Below are 17,890 nucleotides of genomic sequence, written 5' to 3'. Positions count from 1 at the left end.
TCAAAAGCAAAATGCTCTAATCGGCGTTGAAGCGGCTTTGCGGATAGGACTTCACCAGCCGGCCCTTGGCATCGAAGAGCATGACCCGGTGGTATTCCCAGTTGACGTTCGGATTGCTCTCCACGATCCAAGAACAGTAGGTGCGGCCGTCGGATTTTTCGTCGCAGGCAGCGGGCGGGCCCAACTCGGCTACGACCTCGTCGTAGGTCCTGCCCCTGATGGGCTGCATGCAGCCTGCCGCCCCGAGCAATAATGCCAGTGCGACGATGATGGCGGGCACCAAGGCCATGTGCGGGCAAGGCGTCGCAGCCATTTTGTGATCCTGCTTAAAGCGCATCAACCCAGCCAGCATCCGCAGGGCACGCTGCATTGTTATGGAGAATATGGCCGCCGCCCTAAGTCCAAGGCGGCCTGGGAGGGCGACCCCTCCCCAGGTTGCCTTGACGATGAAGCCTAAGCCATGTTCTGGGCGACGACCTGCCAGTTGATCAGCTTGTCCAGCACGGTCTTGACGTGCTCGCCGCGCTTGTTCTGGTAGTCCAGGTAGTAGGCGTGCTCCCAGACGTCCACCGTGAGCACGGGCTTTTGCTGCTTCACCAGCGGGTTCACGGCATTGGGGGTGGTGACGATCTCCAGCTTGCCCTTGTTGTCCACGAGCCAGGCGTAGCCGCTGCCGAACTGTCCCTCGGCTTCCTTGACGAACTTGTCGCGGAACTCCTCGTACCCGCCGAAGGAGGCCTTGATCGCGTCGGCGGCCCGGCCCGAGAACTCGCGGCCGCCCGGCTTGAACTGATTCCAATAGAAAGTATGGTTCCAGGCTTGGGCCGCATTGTTGAAGAGCTTCTTGTTCTTCTCCTGGTGGGCGGCGCGGAACACTTCTTCCAGGGGCATGCCGGCGTACTTGCCCCCGGCCACCATTTCGTTGGTGGTGTCGTAGTATTTTTTGGTATGCTTGCCGTAATGGAACGACACGGTACGGGCCGAGATGGTCGGCTCCAAGGCATTCTCGGGGTATGGCAGTGGCTGCATGGGGAAAGCCTCCTTCTTTTGCTGTCCCTGGGCCATGACCAAGGGCGTCCAGCCGGCCATGGCCGCACCCACCAACGCCGCGGCCGCCGCCGTGGTCTGGAGGAAGCGCCTGCGGTTCAAGCGTGCTGACTGCGTGTGCATGTTCACCTCCGCTCTCATGGGTTCCTGGTTTTCCCAGCATACGAAACTCGCACGGCCATGCCGGGCTGTCAAACCAACAACGCAGTTGGACAGCACACTATCGCCTTGGTCGGTTCTAATTCACAAATCCGCTGCAAATCTGTCATATTATCGAAACGCTTCTCGGGGAAAAGGAGACAAGACCCAAGCTGGACCTTGGTTTCACTCAATTCTCATAAGGAGAAGCCAACATGGATTGCCGCAACCGCAAACAATTTCTGGCGCGCCTGCTCCTGGCCCTGGCCGTGGCCGGCGGCGTGCTTGTGCTCGGCTCGACCGAGGCCATGGCCAAGGCCAAGTACGTATTCCTGTTCATCGGCGACGGCATGGGCTTGCCCCAGAGCAACGCCGCCGAGATGTACAAGGCCTCGCTGGCCGGCTTCGAAAAGCCTGGCATCGTCAAGCTGAACTTCAATGAGTTCCCGGCCCAGGGCATGACCACGACCTACTCCATCGACTCACTCATCACCGACTCGGCCGCGGCCGGCACGGCCATGGCCTCGGGCGTAAAGACCACCAACGCAGGCGTGGGCGTGGACGGCAGGAACAAGCCGGTCAAGACCATCGCCGAGATGGCCCGCGACGCCGGCTACAAGGTCGGCATCGTGTCCAGCGTGTCCCTGGATCACGCCACCCCGGCCGCTTTCTACGCCCACCAACCCACCCGCAAGAACATGTACGAAATCTCCATGCAGCTTTCGAAGAGCGGCTTCGACTACTTCGCCGGCGGCGGCCTCGTGGACCCCGAGGGCAAGAAGTCAAAAATACAGGGCGAAAAGGTCAACGCCATCGAAGCGGCCCGGAAGGCCGGCTATGCGGTAGTGAACGACGTGGCAGGATTCAAGGCCCTCAAGCCCGGCCAGAAGGCTATGTTCATCAATCCCCGCCTGCAGGACTCCCAGGCCATGGCCTACGCCATGGACAACGCTCATGGCGACGTGACCCTGGCCGACCTGACCGCCAAGGGCATCGAGTTGCTGAACAACAAGAAAGGCTTCTTCATGATGGTCGAGGGCGGCAAGATCGACTGGGCCTGTCATGCCAACGACGCCCTGGCCTCCATCAAGGACACCCTGGCCTTCGAGGACGCCGTGGCCAAGGCCATCGCGTTCTATAAGAAGCATCCCAAGGATACGCTTATCATCGTGACCGGCGACCATGAGACTGGCGGCCTTACCCTGGGCTTCGCCGGCACCAAGTACGAGTCCCATTTCTCCCGCCTGAACGGCCAAAAGATCTCCTACGTGGCCTTCGACGAGAAATTCGAGGCTCTTAAAAAGACCAACCCGCGCTTCGAGCAGGCCATGGCCATGGTCGAACAGGATTTTGGCCTCAAGGCCACGGGCGACGCCAAGGACCCCATGGTGCTCAAGGACTACGAAATGGCCTCCCTCAAGGACGCCTTCGCCCGCACCCTGGCTGGCGATTACGAGAAGTCCAAGAACGAGCAGGAGTACCTGCTCTACGGCGGCTACAACCCCTTCAGCGTGACCGTCACGCATATCCTGAACCAGAAGGCCGGCCTGGCCTGGACCTCCTACTCGCACACCGGCGTGCCCGTGCTGACCACGGCCATCGGCGCCGGGTCCGAGAAATTCAACGGCTTCTACGACAACACCGACTTGTTCCTGAAGATGACCGAGAACATGGGCCTCAAGTCCAAGATCATCTACCTGTCCCAGGCCAACTAGTCGAAGCGCCCCTGCATTTCGACGGCGCTGATAAAGATGCCTCCATCCCAACCGATCCGGCCGGTTCCTCCGGCCGGATCGGAACACGGGGTCCAGGGGATCGCACCCCCTGGCGGGAGGAGCTTGAGGAGGGCGGCGCCCTCCTCAATGCTTTGCAGTCTTACAAACAGCAGCACAGGAAGTTGAACGATGCTTTTCCCCAAAGCCGACCGCAAGCGCGACATGTGTTTGGCGCTTGCTTTCCTGATCCTCACCACGGTCATGCTCCTGCTGCCTTCGGGTTTCGAGGGCCGTCAACAGGGACCGTCCGAGCGCTGCAGGGGCGAGGTGCTGACCGTGGACAACAGCCACATGCAGCAGTTTGGCATCGTCAAGGCAGGCTTCCAGACCGTGGACCTTCGCCTGCTTGGCGGGCCCCACGCCGGCGCCATCGTTGAGGCCCATAACGAGCTGCTGGGCAAGATGGACATGGACAAGATTTTCCAGGTGGGCGACACGGCCCTGGTGGTCCTCTCCCTCTCCGAGGACGGAGCGATCGTGCGCGCCGTGGCCCAGGACCACTACCGTCTGGATACCGAACTGCTCCTGCTTGGCCTGTTCGCCCTGCTGCTGGTGGCCTTCGGCGGCTGGACCGGGCTCAAGGCCCTGCTGTCCTTCGTCTTCGCCGCCGTGGCCATCTGGAAGCTGCTCATCCCGGCCCTGCTCCTGGGTCACGACCCGGTCCTGGTCAGCCTGGGGCTCACGGCCCTGCTCACGGCGGTCATTATCTTCCTCGTGGCCGGAATAACGCGCATGGGCCTGGCCGCTTTCCTTGGGGCGTTTCTGGGCATAGCCACCTCCTGCGTCCTGGCCTTTTTGTTCACGGCCAAGCTCAAGGTCCATGGCGCGGTCATGCTCTTTTCCGAAACCCTGCTCTACTCGGGCTTCGGGCACTTGAACCTTACGCGCATCTACATCGCCGCCGTGTTCCTGGCCGCCTCGGGCGCGGTCATGGACCTGGCCATGGACGTGGCCGCCAGCCAGAACGAACTCGCCCGCAGGCGGCCGAACCTGACCCGCCGCGAGATACTCGCCTCGGGCCTGACCGTAGGCCGCGCCGTGGTCGGCACCATGACCACCACGCTCTTGTTCGCCTATTCCGGAGGCTACATCACCTTGCTCATGGCCTTTATGGCCCAGGGCATCCCGCTGGAGAACATCTTCAACCTCGTGTTCGTGTCCGCCGAAGTGCTCAAGACCCTGGTGGGCTCCTTCGGCCTGGTCGCCGTGGCGCCCTTCACGGCCCTGGCCGGCGCTCTGCTTCACGCACGCCAGACGCCACATTTGCGTTCCGTGGAGGTTGTCAGCCATAACATCTAACGATCGTACGTCAGGTTCAACAGTTTTGGGTCCGGCCATGGCGGAACGTCTGAATATGCCTTACACTTCAACATGCCCAAAACATCCCGACCAACCCGCGACCATGCGCACGCCATGACCCCAGGAGCAGAGGCGCGGCTCATCCTGGCGGAAAAGCGCACTTGGCTGGCAGTCATGCGCACGGGCATCGCTCTGTTGGCCCTGCCCATGTCCGTGCTCGGCCTGCTCGTGGCTTTCTCGAATTACTATAACCCACGCGGCGTGGTCTGGCTGCTCGTTCCTGTTTTGGTTCTGTGTACCCTGCTCATATCGGCAGGCGTCTATCTCGTGGCGCGATCCTTCATTCACCTGCATCGCGACGATGCCAGACTGCAGGATCTCAAGCGCAGACGCCCGGAGATTTCCAAACTCGTGGATTAATGAGCTGGGGCCGACGCAGCCTTGGACCCGGCAATTCGTTCGCGCGCTGTTCCAGGCATCTGTTTTCAGGGTGAATTGCCGAGCGCTCCGCCATCTCCTGCAAACTTATATGGGCAGAACTGTCCATCCTGGCAGTTGCCGAATCTATAATTCGCGGTGAGATAAACCCTTGATTTGGCCGTGCGACCGGCAAGCTGCTCGCGAGCCTGTTGCACGGCCAATCGGCTGTGCTATGGTGGCGCGAAAATACGTGCCGGCCGGGCCTGGTCGGCTGGAAAGGGGAGGCAGCATGGCCATGGTTTTCGACGACAGGACAGACGCTGGACGGAAGCTGGCCGAACGGCTGGGCGAGTACAGGAACAAGCAGGACGTGCTTGTGCTGGGCCTACCTCGAGGTGGAGTGCCCGTGGCCTACGAAGTGGCCGAGCACCTTGGCGCGCCCCTGGACGTATTTCTGGTGCGCAAGCTGGGTGCGCCCGGCAACGAGGAGTTCGCCCTAGGCGCGATCGCCACGGGTGGGGTGCGGGTCATCAATGATTACGCGCTACGGCAGATGGGCGTGTCCACCGAGGCCTTGGCCGCGGTTGCCGCCCGCGAGCAGCGCGAGCTGGAGCGCCGCGAGTCGTTGTACAGGGGCGACGAGGCGGAGCCGGACATCGCCGGCAAGGTTGTTATCCTGGTGGACGACGGCCTGGCCACGGGCGCGACCATGCGCGCGGCGGTGCTGGCGGTCAAGGTCAAGAAACCCCAAAAAGTTGTCGTGGCCGTGCCCACGGGCTCGGCTGAAGCCTGTCACATCCTGAACGCCGAGGCCGACGAGGTGCTCTGCCTGGACGTGCCGACGCACTTCGGCGGCGTGGGGGCCTGGTACCGCGACTTTGCCCAGACCAGCGACGAGGAGGTTCTGAACCTGCTGAACAGGGCCAGGCAGCGCATGGCGGCCTGAACTGCGCTGGAAGACAATCGAAGGACTCTCACCAATAAAAGAGCCTCCGGCCCGAAGGCCGGAGGCTCTGGCGTGAGTGACAGCTCCCGATTGCGGCTTAATGGAAGGCGGACTGGATGCCGAAGGGATCCTTGATCTCCTGCTCGGGTTTGCCCATGAGCTTCTTCTCGCCGCGTTCATCCACGTACTTGGCCAGCTCCAGGTCGATGGTCGCGGGCACCTGCACGCCGCCCTGGGCGAGCATCTGGCGCAACAGACCTTCGGACTTGCCAGCGAAGGCCACGGAGTCGCCCAGGATGCGCAGAGTCTCGGCGGGGTTGTGGAAGCCCACGGAGTTCTCGGCGCCGATGAAAAGCTGGCGATAGAAGGCCTGCTCGTAGAACTCCTTGGCCTGGTCATAGAGCGCCTGGTCGAACTTCGTGCCCTGCTTCTGGGCATTGTGGGCCGCTTCGAAGAGCTTGGCCGCCGTGGCCGTGCCGTAGCCGGCGCGGAGCATTAGCGAGATTGTGCGGTCCTGGATGTTGATGACGCGCTGCTTGAGCCAATCGGTGCTCTCCGCGTGGCACTGGCCGCAAGCACGTAGGTCAGCCTTGAGCGGGCTCATGACGCGGTGGTCCGAGACCTTGTACACGCCGACCTTGGTGTAGGGCATGTGGCAGTCGGCGCAGGAAGCGCCGGCCTGCCAGTGAGTGCTCTGGTTGGAGAAGAGCTCGAACTCGGGGTGGCGCATGAAGGCCATCTTGAAGCCCGTGACCTTCTGGGTCCACTCCTTGTTGTTCGGGTCGCTGCGAATCTTCTGGATGATGTTCTCGACGCTGATATTGCCCCATTTGCTCGTCTGCCAGGGGAAGTAGATGCCGTCGGACTTGCCCTCGGGCGTCTTGGTGATGTTGTAAGTCACATGGCACTGGGCGCACACGGCCGAGCGCATCTCCTGGTGCGAGAGCTTCTGCGGGCTCGTGCCCATGGCATCCATGGCCTTGACCAGGGTGAAGCCCCGCGAGATCTGCAACGTCATGTCCTGGTTGTTGTGGCAGTCGATACATGCCACGCCCAGTTCACGGTTCTTCTCGGGGATCTGGGCCACGACCTCCTTGAAGGGCTTCATGTAGTAATCAAGGCCCATTTCCTGCTCCAGCTTGGGCGCGTAGGGCGTCTTGCAGGTCAGGCATACGCCGCCAGCTCCGACACGCTTGGCGTCGATCTCCAGCTGGTCCTTGAGCATATTGGCGTGGCCGCGGGGTTCGTTATATTCGATGCCGAAGCCCCAGCCGTTGAACAGCAGGGCCATGTACGGGTACATGGACAGCTTGTCGTAGGTGATGTTGTCGGCGTCGAAGCCCATCTTGTACTTGCTCTTGCCCGGAGGCGTGGGCTCCTCGGTCTGCTTCCAGAGGTTGTACTCCACCGGATAGGCCTTGCCCCAGACCTCGGGGTCGACCGTGCCGTCGGGTATCTGCACGGGCTGCACCATTTGCGGCTCATCCGGCGCGCAGGCCCAGAACGCCGCGAGCACGACGAACAGAGCGCCAAGCCCAAGCAATTCCCTCTTCTTCCTGACTATCATGATGATCCTCCCTGGCTATTATCCCTGCCCTCTCGCGAGGTTTTCTACAACGTCATCCTGGGACCGGTCAGCTTGTGTTGCAGCTGACGATGGCAATCCCAGCACTTGCGGTCCTTGTTCATCATCCTGTCCACGGTCGCGGCATGGCAGCGGATGCAGTTGTCCTGCACGAATTCCTGGCCGTGTTCGGAAATCTCGATGCGCTCCGGGACATTTCCGGAATAGAAGAACAGCACGTCCTTCATGCCGTCGATGGATTTCCAGGTGTAGTACCAGGCCACATTGTCGTGCGGCAGATGACAGCTCACGCACTGCTCGCGGCGGTGCGCGCCCTGATGCGACCAGGCCTCGTACTCCGACTGCATGACGTGGCATGACGCGCAGAACTCCGGCGTCTCGGTCTTGGCCATTAAATGCGGCGGCCCGAAAGCCAGGAACAGTCCCAAGGCGGCCAGGACCACGCCTGCGACGAGCAGATACTTCAGCTTCAAGAAACCCTTCAATGCCATAGCAGCCTCCCTTCCCATCCCAGGCCTGTCGGAGCAGGCCCAGGCACAGCATGCGGCCCGCCGCGCCCCGGCGGGCGCGCAGGGCCAGGCGAGGGAATTAGCATTTCTCTCATCCTGCCCTCCTATCGATCTTGACTCGCGTGCCTATCCACGCGGCGACTAGGTTCCTCACGTTAGAAACTAATGTAGACCAAGGCGGAAGAGAGACGCAGCTTTTTTTCAGTCTCTAGAATTTGACACCGGAGCCATAAGCATGCGCGCCAGGATGGACAGCAGGCCCTGGTCCCGGCAGTTGCAGCGCAGCTCGATCTCCTTGAGGTAAAGATAGTAGGTCTGTGGCGATAGGCAGTGGTAACGGGCCATCCAGGTTTCGGCGATTTCCATGAATCCGCCGGCACGATCAAGGGGCAAGGCTTGGCCTACGAACCTGTGCCCGAAAGCGCCCCGAGCACGCTTGCAGCAGGAAAAGATCAGGCCCTCATGGCCGCGAAAAGGTCCGGTATAGAGCAGTGTCCGCCAGCACTTGAGGGGCAGGTCCATGCTGAAAACGTCCCTGGCCTTGGCCAGGGCGAACAGACGCACGCGCACTTGGCCGTTGTCCCGGGTGACATGGAATACGGGCGAACGGCACTGCACGCAGTGCATCTGCACGTCCTCGGTACTCACGTTGGGACAGAAGGAGATGGCCTCGCCGCGCTCGTCCAGAAGCAGCGCCGCCTCATCGGAATTTGCGGCGAGAATGGCCAGGCGCACGGTGTGGCAGGCCTTGTAAGCCGTGGCGTAGCTCAGGCCCAGGCGTTGGGCCATGTCCTCCACGGGCAGGCCCTCGGCGAAGTAGCGTAATAGCGTGAGCCAGTACTCGGGCGGCAGCTTGACCCGGTCCAGCCAGGTTCCGGCGTACTCATGGAAGGTGTAGCGGCAGCCCCGGCAACGAAAGCGGCCGTCGCGCAGCGCGTACGCGCCCGACTGGCCGCAACGCGGGCAAGATACGGCATCTATCCCGCGCAGGGCGCGAAAGAAGGACGTTGCCGATGCTCTCGTGATGCGTTCCGGGGCGCATTTCGCCTCGGATGCATTTGCGTGTAGGACTGCCTCCATTTCTCCGATCCCGACTGCTGAATAAAGCGTCCGGCAGGACACATGTATTATTAGCATGGAACGCAGGCAGGAGGAAAGCTCGACGTGCGGGTTGGAGGAACTATAGGAAAGCAATGGGCATGTCTTATGCGGCTTGCTGACGCGGGTGCGGAAAAGATCACAAGTTTTCTGGTCCGACGGATCGGTCCTGGTGCATCGGCACCAAAGCCGCCGAGCTCCCAGAACACAGAAAAACGGGCCGGGGAGTTATCCCCAACCCGTTCCGGTTCAGTCTTGCCCGTGACGGCGCAGCCTACTCGTCCTCCCAATGGATGCACTGCACAGGGCAGGTATCCATGGCCTCCTCGACTTCTTCCTGGCTGGCGCCCTCCACGTCCTTGACATAGGCCTTCTCAATCTCCGGGTCCATGGCAAAGGCGCCCGGTGCGATCTCCACGCAGGATTCGCAGGCAATGCATTCGTCCTGGTCTACATAGAACTTGCGAGCCATTGATGCCTCCTTGGCCTCGGACGCCCTGGCGGCGCCGATTTCGGGATTACGCCTCGTGCGCCCTGGTTCTAAAACTTCGCCGCGAGCCTGTCCTGCTCCACGGCTTTACCTTGCCTCGTAATAACCATTTCTTTCACCGGAACGTCAACACCCGACACACGCAAGGCGGCATCCACGATCTGAGTCAGCGTGCCGCAGCAAGGCACCTCCATGCGCGCGATGGTCAGGCTGCGGGGCCGGGCCTCGCGGAAGATGGCGGCCAGACGCTGCACGTAATCCTGGGCATCGTCAAACTTGGGGCAGCCGATAAGCACCTTGCGGCCCTTGAGCAACTCCTCGTGGAAGCTCGGGTAGGCGGCCGGCACGCAGTCGGCGGCCATGAGCAGATCCGCGCCCTTGAGGAACGGAGCGTGGGGCGGGATGAGCCGCAACTGCACGGGCCAGTGGGTCAGCTCCGACTGAGCCGGCTCTTGGCGCGGCTCGGCCTTGGCGACCGGCTTGCGCGCGAACTTTCCGCCGCTGCACGGGCAGCCGCCGGACTGCTCGCCGGGCTCGACCGGAACCGGCTTCTCACGGCTGAAGTCCTGGATCATGCTGCCGGAGCAGCCGCAACCCATGGTCTTTGGCATAGCTTGGGGCATAGCTTGGGGCGTGGCTTGGGCCATGGTCTGGAGTTCAGGCTTGGCCGCGGGCTTCTCGAAGACCTCGACCTTGCCGCCGGGGCAACCCTGGGCGACCGTCCTGGCCCCGGCCTTCTCGGCCTCGGCCGTGCGGCGCACGTGCTCCATGGCGGCCTCCTCGTCGAACTCCTCGGCCTCGCGCTCGATTACCTTGAGGGCATCCTGCGGGCAATGCCCCAGGCAGGCACCCAGGCCGTCGCAGTACAAATCCTTCACGATGCGGGCCTTGCCGTCCACGATGGCCAGCGCGCCCTCGGCGCAGGACGGGATGCAGTTGCCGCAGCCATCGCACTTTTCCTCGTCGATCTGGATTATCTTGCGCAGCACCTTGTTCATGGCTTTCTCCTTCCGGCTTGGAAATATTTGGTCGGAACCTATGTTCCGCTCCCTGTCGTGACTCCTATCTAACTCCTTATCGGCGCGCGTGAAGTGACGCAGGTCACGCTCAGGCAAGATTTTTCCTGTTCGGGAAAGCGAATCCATAAAAAATAGATATTCGGCTGCGAATACGAGTCCGATAATCCAAGAACAATACATTTCAATGAAATCACACAAAGCGGGCCAGGGGGACAGACCACTGGGGCCGGTAAGCGCCCTGTCTGGAAATGGTCCTTTGCAGGTGAGCATGGTGAAGGAGCCGCCCACTTCCAGCGCGCCATGCAATGATCGGCTTACCCCGCGGCTTGCAATTATCTGTTTGAAGTAATTCAGCCCAACCACTGTGTCACTGCGAGCACCACACTGTCTCCACTTTGCCAAGCTGCCGACAGGCAATGTGACGGCGCTTGAACTCATTCCAGACTGCCAAAGTCGTTATCGCGTCAGCCCAGATGATTGCTCTTTCATCAACGGCATGGAAAACGCATATAATCTTGTAGTAAACCTATTATCTTTTTGAAACTTGTAGTTGAACGTCGTTTTGGCTTAGTGTACTGAGCATCATCGTGAACCGACAATTCACTAAATGCACGTTCAGAGCTATCGCATGAATTTGAGCATCCATTTCTCGGGGATAGACATGCTGCTTAGTTGATTTCCATGTTAGGGGGAACGTATGGGATTGGTCCTCAAGTTGAGCAAGGATACCGTCATTCAGGTTGGAGACAGGATCCAGGTCCTGTACAGGGGCAATCGGAAAACTATCGTCGTGGATGGCCAGATCGAAGTCTCGTTCAACGAGAAGAAGGTCTGGATCGAAGCGCCCGAGAGCGTGCAGATCGTTCGGGAGTCCCTGAATCCCGATCCGCGACAGTCCGTCGATTAATCCATCCCGCCTTTCGCGTTGGTTGAGCCGAGTTCATCCAATGCGCGAATAATCCGTCTCTTGCGGAAGCTAGCCGACCTGGCCACGCTGCCCGTTCGCACTAGACTGACAAACCGGTCGGTTTTGCCAATCTTCAGCGTTTTTCCAGCACCTTGAAGAGCACTGTTGGGTGGCGAAGCAGTTTATTCTTATTCTGCGCTGGGTCGATGCCCTCAACGTTTCATTTCGCTGCTGTAGCCTTTGCCGCTTTATTCGTGCTACCTTGGTTCGGTATAGGTTGCATCCATATCGAACCAAGGAGTCCACACATGAGAACATTCCCCATCCTGCTTTCCACTGTTGCTCTAGCCGCCATGCTCTCCGGATGCGCGACCCCACTGCCCACAGGGGCCATATACACCGGAGTCACCATGCCTTCGGCGGCCACGGCTGAACTCAGCACGGACAAGAAGGGCACTGCCCAGTGCATCTCCGTGCTCGGCCTAGTCGCCGTCGGGGATTGCAGCATAGACACCGCGGTACGCGACGGCGGCATCACGAAGATCAGCCACGTCGACTTCAGGGCGAAGAACATCCTGGGCGTATACGGACAATATACGACCACCGTATACGGAGAATAAGCAGCCGGACCTGTTTTTCGTCCGCCCAAGGTTCCTGTCGAAGCAATCCGTTTCGCCTGGAGGCAGCGCATCCAAGTCAGGAGACAGGTCTCCGAAGGCGCGCAATTGTCAATTGTAGCAATGCGCACATGAAATGCGCGGTCCAGGGGGCCGTGGTCCCTGGTGGTAGGGTCTGGGGAGGGCAAAACCTTCTCCGGTTCCTAGAAGAAATGCTTCAATCAACGCCAAGCGGCCGGGAACCCTATTCAAGCAGGGTTCCCGGCCGCCGAAAACAGTCACGTCGTCCCGCACTCAGCACGACCCCAAGCGGTGGGCCAAGCGCAGCACCTTACGAAAAGAGCTTTGAAGGAGCGCTCTCGGCTACTTGGCGATCATGGCGCGCAGTATCTCGGCGCAGTTGCCTGCACTGTGGCTCATGTCGTCCATGCGCTGGATGAAATGGATGAGCTGGTAGATGTCCTTGAAGTCGCGGTCCTGGTTGTAGATGGCCGAGATGAGCGGACCCTTGGCCTTGAAGACCTTGTCCTTCTGGCGGCGCACGGTACGCAGCTTGTCCTTGACCGCGGAGCGGTCCAGCTCCTCGACGTAGATGAAGCGGATGGTGGACTCCAGGGCCGGCCCGAGCATAGTCACGGTGGTCATGACCTCGTCGATGAAGAGCACCATGGGCTTCTGAAGCTCCGCCGGCACATCCACGGCGCGCATGGCCAGCCAGGACACAGCCTCCTGGGCCGCGTCGAGGATGTTGTCCTGGGCGCTCGTGTAGTTGAGGAAGAGCGTCTTGTCCACGGGCATGAGCAACCGGCGCGGCATTTTGTTGCGGATGGAGCGCTTGATCTTGTCCGCTTCATTCTCGAGCTTGTCCACCTGTTCCACCAGTTCCTGGAACTCCCGGCATGTGCCGCCTGAGAGGTAGCACTCCAGTGACTCGCGGATGAGGTCCACGCAGGCGTGGATCTTCTGGTAGTGGTCGATGAGCCCGTCCAGTGGCGACGTGGGGGTCAGCAGCCCGAACATGGGCAGACGCAGAAAACGCATGAGAACCTCCGGGTAGGCGGCAAAAAGGCCGTCCGCCTCGAATATATTTCTTCTTAGCTCACGATCCAGTCAAGAATGCGATAAATGAGCACGCTGGTGAAGGCCGCCGCCGGCACGGTCAAAACCCAGTAGATTACGATGCGGCCCAGCACGCCGAAATCCACGGCCTTGAAGCCGCGAGCCAGGCCCACGCCCGTGACCGCGCCAACGGCCGCGTGGGTGGTGGACACGGGCAGGCCCAGGTTGGAGGCCAAAAGCACCGTAGTCGCCGCGCCGATATCAACGGCAAAGCCGCGGGTGTTGGTCAGGGTGGTGATTTTTTCGCCCACCGTGGCCATGACCTTGTGTCCCAGCAAGCCGATGCCCAGGGCGATGCCCAGGCCGCCGATCACGAGCATGAAGATAGGCACCTCGGCCTTGGTCGCCAGCATGCCGGTCTTGGCCAGCACATACACCGCGGCCACGGGACCGATGGCGTTGGCCACATCGTTGGCGCCCTGGGACAGGGCCACATAGCACGAGGTGAATATCTGCATCTTGCGGAAGACCTGCTCCACGCCTTCGGCGCCTGCGGCCGGGTCGGGCACGAGCTTCTCCAGACCGCGGCGGGTGACTATCCAGGCCGCGGCCATGACGACAAGGCACACGGCCGCGGCGGCGCCCAGGCTCAAATCCAACCGCTCGCCGAAAGGAGTCTTGTAGAAAAAGGAGATCATGATGAGCCCGCAGGTCAGGGCCATCCAAATAGCTCCCCATTTCTTGGACTGGCGGATAAAGTCGTGGCTGACAAAGATGGTCTTGCGGATGTGCGAAAAGACAAGGAATCCTATTATGGCCGCGAAGAAGGGCGAGATGATCCAGGACATGACGATGCCGCCCATCTTGAGCCAGTTCACCACCTCCGGCCCTCCGACCAGGAAGCCGAAACCCAGGATGGCCCCCACGATGGAATGCGTGGAGGACACGGGCAGCGAGGTGAGCGTGGCCACGAGCACCCAAACCCCGGCAGCCAGCAGGGAGGAGAACATGCCCAGCGTCATCACGCGCGGGTCGGTGATGGCCGTCGGATCGATGATGCCCTTGCTGATGGTGGCTGTAACTTGCGAGCCGAGCAAAACCGCGCCGACGAAGTTGAGCAGGGCGGCGATGAGCACTGCCTGTCGTACGGTAATGGCCCGGGCGCCCACGGCCGAAGCCATGGAGTTGGCCACGTCGTTGGCGCCAAGGGCGAAGGCCATAAGCAAGCCGCCGCCCATGGACAGATAGAAAAACAGATCATAGAAATCCATTTCCACTCCCGAGAGGAAACGCGGCACGGTTCTCCGCAGCCGCGCGAATCTGGCAAGACAAGGAAAAAGCTCCCACCCGGGAGCCATGGAGCTCGCTGGCCTTGATGCCAGCCTAGTCTGTCACCATTTCGAGATCTGCTCGTAACATTCTTGATCGCGCCTCGTCCATTCCTTTCCAGTATCTGTCAGGGCTCACGGGCTAAACCGCGTATGCACGAGAATGCTTTTCCTCTCGTGGCGAGGGACCATGCTGCCGAGTAGCCATAGCTGGGCAGAAATGCAGGCGCTTTGTCTTGGTCCTCGATCAGGCAAAGGCCCTTTAAAGGTTTTGGGCGACAAGCTGGCCTTTGGCGGCAGGCGAGGGCTGCATCGTCGCCGTGTCCAGGCGGCCGTGGAACTTGACAGCCTCGGGAAGGAGTGCCACTCCCGCTACAGGCGGGCACGGACCAGCCAGTAAGGTTATGCCCTGGCTGGCGGGCTCAAGACAGCAGATCCGTGCTCAATGATATTGTGACATGGACCGTTTGTCTGCACATTCTCATACCATGGGACTCCTCAGCGTGAACAAAAACCGGGACGGCCGCTGCCAAAGCCTGGAACTGGACGCCATCCCCCGGGAGGTCACCTCCTGGGATCAGGAGGCCTTCTTGCGCTGTACCAGCAGCGAACTGACCGAGGTGGAGCGCCAGCGCGTGCTCGTCCCCGAGCGCAGCTTCCCCCAGCAGGAAGAGATCCTGGCCGTGCACTGGCACCCGGAACACGTGCCAATGGATCTCATCGTGGGCCGGATGCAGAAGCTCTATCCCAACCGGGGCGACCAGCTCATCATCCCCACGCAGCACAACACGCTCCTGAGCCTGGGCGGCTTCGCCGGTGTGGAGGTGGACTGCTACTCCCGCGGCTTCAAGCGCAAGGTGCAGCTTCTTCTGCACTTCGAGGAGGCCAAGGTGCGCGAGGCCACGGTGCTCAGGAACATGCTGGCGCACACCTTCAAGTACCGCTCCTCGCAACTGTTCGAATACATTCAAACTGTGCTGGACCCTATCTTCGAGGACCGCGTTCAGCGAGCCGCCGGCAAGACGAACTCCGACGAGGATATCGTCGCCTTCACGCGCATCCACGTGGCCAAGCTCCAGCAGCTCATCGAGAACAACTGGGCGACGACTCCCAAGGAATCCATCAAGAACAAGCTCGTGAGCAACTTCTTCGAGGAGCTGCGCGCTTTATACGACGACCGTATCGTAAACAAGGCCCAGGTTTTCCTCAAGGCGGCCAAGGAAGTGGTCAAGGAGCATTTCTCCCTGACCTACTTCTACAGAGCCTCGGAGATCATCGAGGAGGCCCGCTCCCTGGGCGCGGGCATCGTCATCCCGCACCCCGAGCAGTTCTGGCCCATCCTGCTGGCCGACTATGACGTGGACGGCATCGAGGTCTGGAACCCGCAGTCGCGCGAGTACACCGAGTTCCTCATCACCGCGGTGCAGCGCCAGAACAGGTTGCGCGGACGCACTGACCGGCCCGTGCTCGTGTTCATGGGCGATGACTGCCACATGGGTGAAAAGCTCAAGGCCCCGGAACTGCGCGACCCCGAAAAAGGAGGCCGCGAGGTTGGCCTGCAGCCTGCTTGGGAGGATCTGTCCATCAGCAAGCACCTCATCGTTCAAGGCGTCAGCCGAGCCTCCATCATCGAGGAATATCGCGCCCGACTGACCTCATAGGGCAGGCCAGACGCATCGCGGTCCATACGGCCGCACCACCACCGAACCCGCTAAGGAAGCGTGCATGTCCAACCGGTTCCGTTACGACGCCCTGCAGGACAGGGAGGCCATAGTGGCCTACCTGGAAAGCCTCACCGAGGGCATCCGCCAAGGCCATATCGAAATCAGCCACAAGGGCGAGACGCTCGTGCTTTCGCCCCAGGGGCTCATCGACTTTATCTTCGAGGCCAAGGTCAGCGAGGACGAACGCAAATTGGCCATCAAGCTGCGCTGGAAGGAGTGCCCTCAAGAGGGGCAGAACACACAGGACCCCCTGGTGCTCAAGCCCGGCAAAAGGGCGAATGATGTATGAAGGTTCTGGAAGAAAATTTCCGCTTCATGATCCTGGAGGTAATGAAGCAGGTGGAGAGCACTCTGCGACTTCTCGACACTCCAGGAACCGTGTCCATCGAGTCCATCGAGAGTCGTGACGATTACATCGACAATCTGAAGAGCGTCATCGAGAACGACTGCTTCTCGCACATCCACAGGCAGCCCCTCGGCAAGCGCAACGTGGACCGCATCAGGGCCCTCAATGTTGTCACTTCCAACCTTGAACGGCTAGCCGACCACTGCGTGAACGTGGCGCGCCAGACGCCGCACCTTTCCGAGCCGGCGTTCTTTCAGAAGTACGATTACCGGCCATTCTTCCAGGAGGTGCTGACCGCCCTGGATCGGGTGCACTCGGCCCTGACCAGGCAGGACATGTCCCTGGCCTTCAAGATCTGCCGCGCGGAATTCACCCTGGATTCCATGTACAAGCAGCAGTTCGACCGCATTCTGGGCGAGCTGCGCTCGGGCAGCGAGACTGGCAACCTGGTCACCACCCTGTTCATCTTCCGCTATCTGGAGCGCATGGGCGACGCGCTGTTGAATGTGGGCGAGGCCATCATCTTTTCCATTACCGGCGACAAGTTCAAGATCCACCAGTACAACGCCCTGCGCGAGACCCTGGGATCCAGGGGCGAGGACGCGGTGCCGGCTCACGTGGAATTCGAGTCCATCTGGGGCACGCGCTCGGGCTGTCGCATCGGCAAGGTCAACAAGCCCCAGGACGACGAAAAAGGCGTCAAGCAGAGCCTCATCTTCAAGGAAGGCAACCGCAAGAAGCTGCTGCAGGAAAAGGCCAGCATCGAGCGCTGGGAAGCCATCATGCCCGGTTTGCCGCCAAAGGTGCAGGCCCTGCAGGAAGAGGGCGCTTCGGTCAGCCTGCTCATCGAATACCTGGGCGGCTGCACCTTCCAGGACCTGGTGCTCACGGCCGAGCACGACGTCTTGGAGAACGCTCTGTTCCTGGTCACCCAGACCGTGAGCGAACTATGGGAGGCCACCCTCAAAAACCAGCCCGCGCCGGCCTCGTTCATGCGTCAGGCGCTGGCGCGCATGACCGACGTCTACCATCTGCATCCCGATTTTCAGACCGGACGACGCGCCTTCTGCGGCATAGTCGCGCCCTCCACCGATGCGCTCATGGAGCGGGCCAGCGAGCTTTGCAGCCGTGTGGCCTCGCCCTTCACCGTTTTCATCCACGGCGACTTCAACATCAACAACATCGTGTACAGCCACGAAACGCAACGCATTCACTACATCGATCTGCACCGTTCCACGGATTCGGACTATCTGCAGGACGTCTCGGTGTTCCTGGTCTCCAACTACCGGCTGCCCATCTTCAGCCGAGACGCCCGCGAGCGCATCGACTACGTGAGCGCCGAGTTCCTCAAGTTCGCGCGCGCCTTTGCCAAGCGCCACGGCGACACGACCTTCGAGGCCCGACTCTGCCTTGGCTTGGCCAGGTCGTTCATCACCTCCACGCGCTTCGAGCTCAACAAACGCTTCGCCAAGAGCATGCTGCTGCGCGGCGTATACCTGCTGGAGAAGGTCCTGGCCCACGCGGAAGAATGTCCCCTTGAGGAGTTCCGGCTGCCTGACGCCGTGCTGTCCTATTGATATGCA

Annotated in this window: 18 protein-coding genes; 9 read left to right on the top strand and 9 right to left on the bottom strand. The window is 60.9% G+C overall.

Annotated features, from left to right (window positions below; all coding sequences use genetic code 11):
* Positions 1-16 precede the first annotated feature (16 nt).
* Complete coding sequence (locus H585_RS0114740) at positions 17-313, bottom strand: hypothetical protein (protein WP_027368369.1); 297 nt, start codon at positions 311-313, stop codon at positions 17-19.
* 140 nt (positions 314-453) lie between these two features.
* Entirely contained in the window at positions 454-1,170 is a 717-nt protein-coding gene (locus H585_RS0114735) for a superoxide dismutase (RefSeq protein ID WP_027368368.1), read from the bottom strand.
* A gap of 230 nt (positions 1,171-1,400) precedes the next feature.
* Between H585_RS0114735 and H585_RS0114730 the strand changes: the two genes are divergently transcribed.
* The 4 genes from H585_RS0114730 to H585_RS0114710 all read left to right on the top strand — a co-directional run bounded on the left by H585_RS0114730 (position 1,401) and on the right by H585_RS0114710 (position 5,625).
* Complete coding sequence (locus H585_RS0114730) at positions 1,401-2,900, top strand: alkaline phosphatase (protein ID WP_027368367.1); 1,500 nt, start codon at positions 1,401-1,403, stop codon at positions 2,898-2,900.
* Positions 2,901-3,089: 189 nt separating this feature from the next.
* The gene (locus tag H585_RS0114720) at positions 3,090-4,259 is read left to right on the top strand and encodes a YibE/F family protein (RefSeq protein WP_027368365.1); all 1,170 of its coding nucleotides are present in this window, start codon (positions 3,090-3,092) and stop codon (positions 4,257-4,259) included.
* 114 nt (positions 4,260-4,373) lie between these two features.
* Positions 4,374-4,679 carry a hypothetical protein gene (locus tag H585_RS0114715; RefSeq protein WP_027368364.1) on the top strand — a complete coding sequence of 102 codons (306 nt, stop codon included), beginning with the start codon at positions 4,374-4,376 and terminating at the stop codon, positions 4,677-4,679.
* A gap of 289 nt (positions 4,680-4,968) precedes the next feature.
* Positions 4,969-5,625, top strand: coding sequence for a phosphoribosyltransferase (locus H585_RS0114710; RefSeq protein ID WP_027368363.1), 657 nt, complete (start codon positions 4,969-4,971; stop codon positions 5,623-5,625).
* Positions 5,626-5,722: 97 nt separating this feature from the next.
* Here the strand turns inward: H585_RS0114710 and H585_RS0114705 are convergent, their stop codons facing one another.
* The 5 genes from H585_RS0114705 to H585_RS0114685 form a co-directional block, all read right to left on the bottom strand.
* A complete protein-coding gene (locus tag H585_RS0114705; RefSeq protein WP_027368362.1) occupies positions 5,723-7,192 on the bottom strand; it encodes an ammonia-forming cytochrome c nitrite reductase subunit c552 in 1,470 nt (489 codons plus the stop codon).
* Between the two features lie 44 nt (positions 7,193-7,236).
* Positions 7,237-7,701 carry a cytochrome c nitrite reductase small subunit gene (gene nrfH, locus H585_RS0114700; RefSeq protein WP_027368361.1) on the bottom strand — a complete coding sequence of 155 codons (465 nt, stop codon included), beginning with the start codon at positions 7,699-7,701 and terminating at the stop codon, positions 7,237-7,239.
* A gap of 219 nt (positions 7,702-7,920) precedes the next feature.
* Positions 7,921-8,799: a transposase gene (locus H585_RS0114695; protein WP_027368360.1), complete on the bottom strand. Its 879-nt coding sequence runs from the start codon at positions 8,797-8,799 to the stop codon at positions 7,921-7,923.
* 292 nt (positions 8,800-9,091) lie between these two features.
* Entirely contained in the window at positions 9,092-9,289 is a 198-nt protein-coding gene (locus H585_RS0114690; protein ID WP_014259208.1) for a ferredoxin, read from the bottom strand.
* A 68-nt stretch (positions 9,290-9,357) separates the two neighbouring features.
* Entirely contained in the window at positions 9,358-10,305 is a 948-nt protein-coding gene (locus tag H585_RS0114685) for an ATP-binding protein (RefSeq protein WP_027368359.1), read from the bottom strand.
* Positions 10,306-11,023: 718 nt separating this feature from the next.
* On the opposite strand from H585_RS0114685, the gene H585_RS0114680 reads away from it, so the two are divergent.
* Together H585_RS0114680 and H585_RS0114675 are read left to right on the top strand one after the other, a co-directional pair.
* Positions 11,024-11,233 (top strand): hypothetical protein, encoded by a 210-nt coding sequence (locus H585_RS0114680; RefSeq protein ID WP_027368358.1) that lies wholly within the window; start codon positions 11,024-11,026, stop codon positions 11,231-11,233.
* Between the two features lie 308 nt (positions 11,234-11,541).
* Positions 11,542-11,853 (top strand): TRL-like family protein, encoded by a 312-nt coding sequence (locus H585_RS0114675; protein WP_034628174.1) that lies wholly within the window; start codon positions 11,542-11,544, stop codon positions 11,851-11,853.
* Positions 11,854-12,213: 360 nt separating this feature from the next.
* Here the strand turns inward: H585_RS0114675 and H585_RS0114670 are convergent, their stop codons facing one another.
* Positions 12,214-12,891 (bottom strand): DUF47 domain-containing protein, encoded by a 678-nt coding sequence (locus tag H585_RS0114670; protein WP_014259211.1) that lies wholly within the window; start codon positions 12,889-12,891, stop codon positions 12,214-12,216.
* A gap of 53 nt (positions 12,892-12,944) precedes the next feature.
* Positions 12,945-14,180 carry an inorganic phosphate transporter gene (locus H585_RS0114665; protein WP_027368356.1) on the bottom strand — a complete coding sequence of 412 codons (1,236 nt, stop codon included), beginning with the start codon at positions 14,178-14,180 and terminating at the stop codon, positions 12,945-12,947.
* Positions 14,181-14,725: 545 nt separating this feature from the next.
* Between H585_RS0114665 and H585_RS0114660 the strand changes: the two genes are divergently transcribed.
* The 3 genes from H585_RS0114660 to H585_RS0114650 all read left to right on the top strand — a co-directional run bounded on the left by H585_RS0114660 (position 14,726) and on the right by H585_RS0114650 (position 17,884).
* Complete coding sequence (locus H585_RS0114660) at positions 14,726-15,898, top strand: hypothetical protein (protein WP_027368355.1); 1,173 nt, start codon at positions 14,726-14,728, stop codon at positions 15,896-15,898.
* A 64-nt stretch (positions 15,899-15,962) separates the two neighbouring features.
* Positions 15,963-16,250, top strand: coding sequence for an amphi-Trp domain-containing protein (locus H585_RS0114655; protein WP_027368354.1), 288 nt, complete (start codon positions 15,963-15,965; stop codon positions 16,248-16,250).
* Positions 16,247-17,884, top strand: coding sequence for a PhoU domain-containing protein (locus tag H585_RS0114650; protein ID WP_027368353.1), 1,638 nt, complete (start codon positions 16,247-16,249; stop codon positions 17,882-17,884). The genes H585_RS0114655 and H585_RS0114650 overlap by 4 nt, the downstream gene beginning before the upstream one ends.
* Positions 17,885-17,890 lie beyond the last annotated feature (6 nt).

The sequence above is a fragment of the Desulfocurvibacter africanus subsp. africanus DSM 2603 genome, from assembly GCF_000422545.1.
Taxonomy (GTDB): domain Bacteria; phylum Desulfobacterota; class Desulfovibrionia; order Desulfovibrionales; family Desulfovibrionaceae; genus Desulfocurvibacter; species Desulfocurvibacter africanus.
This window is presented reverse-complemented; position numbering and strand designations above follow the sequence as displayed.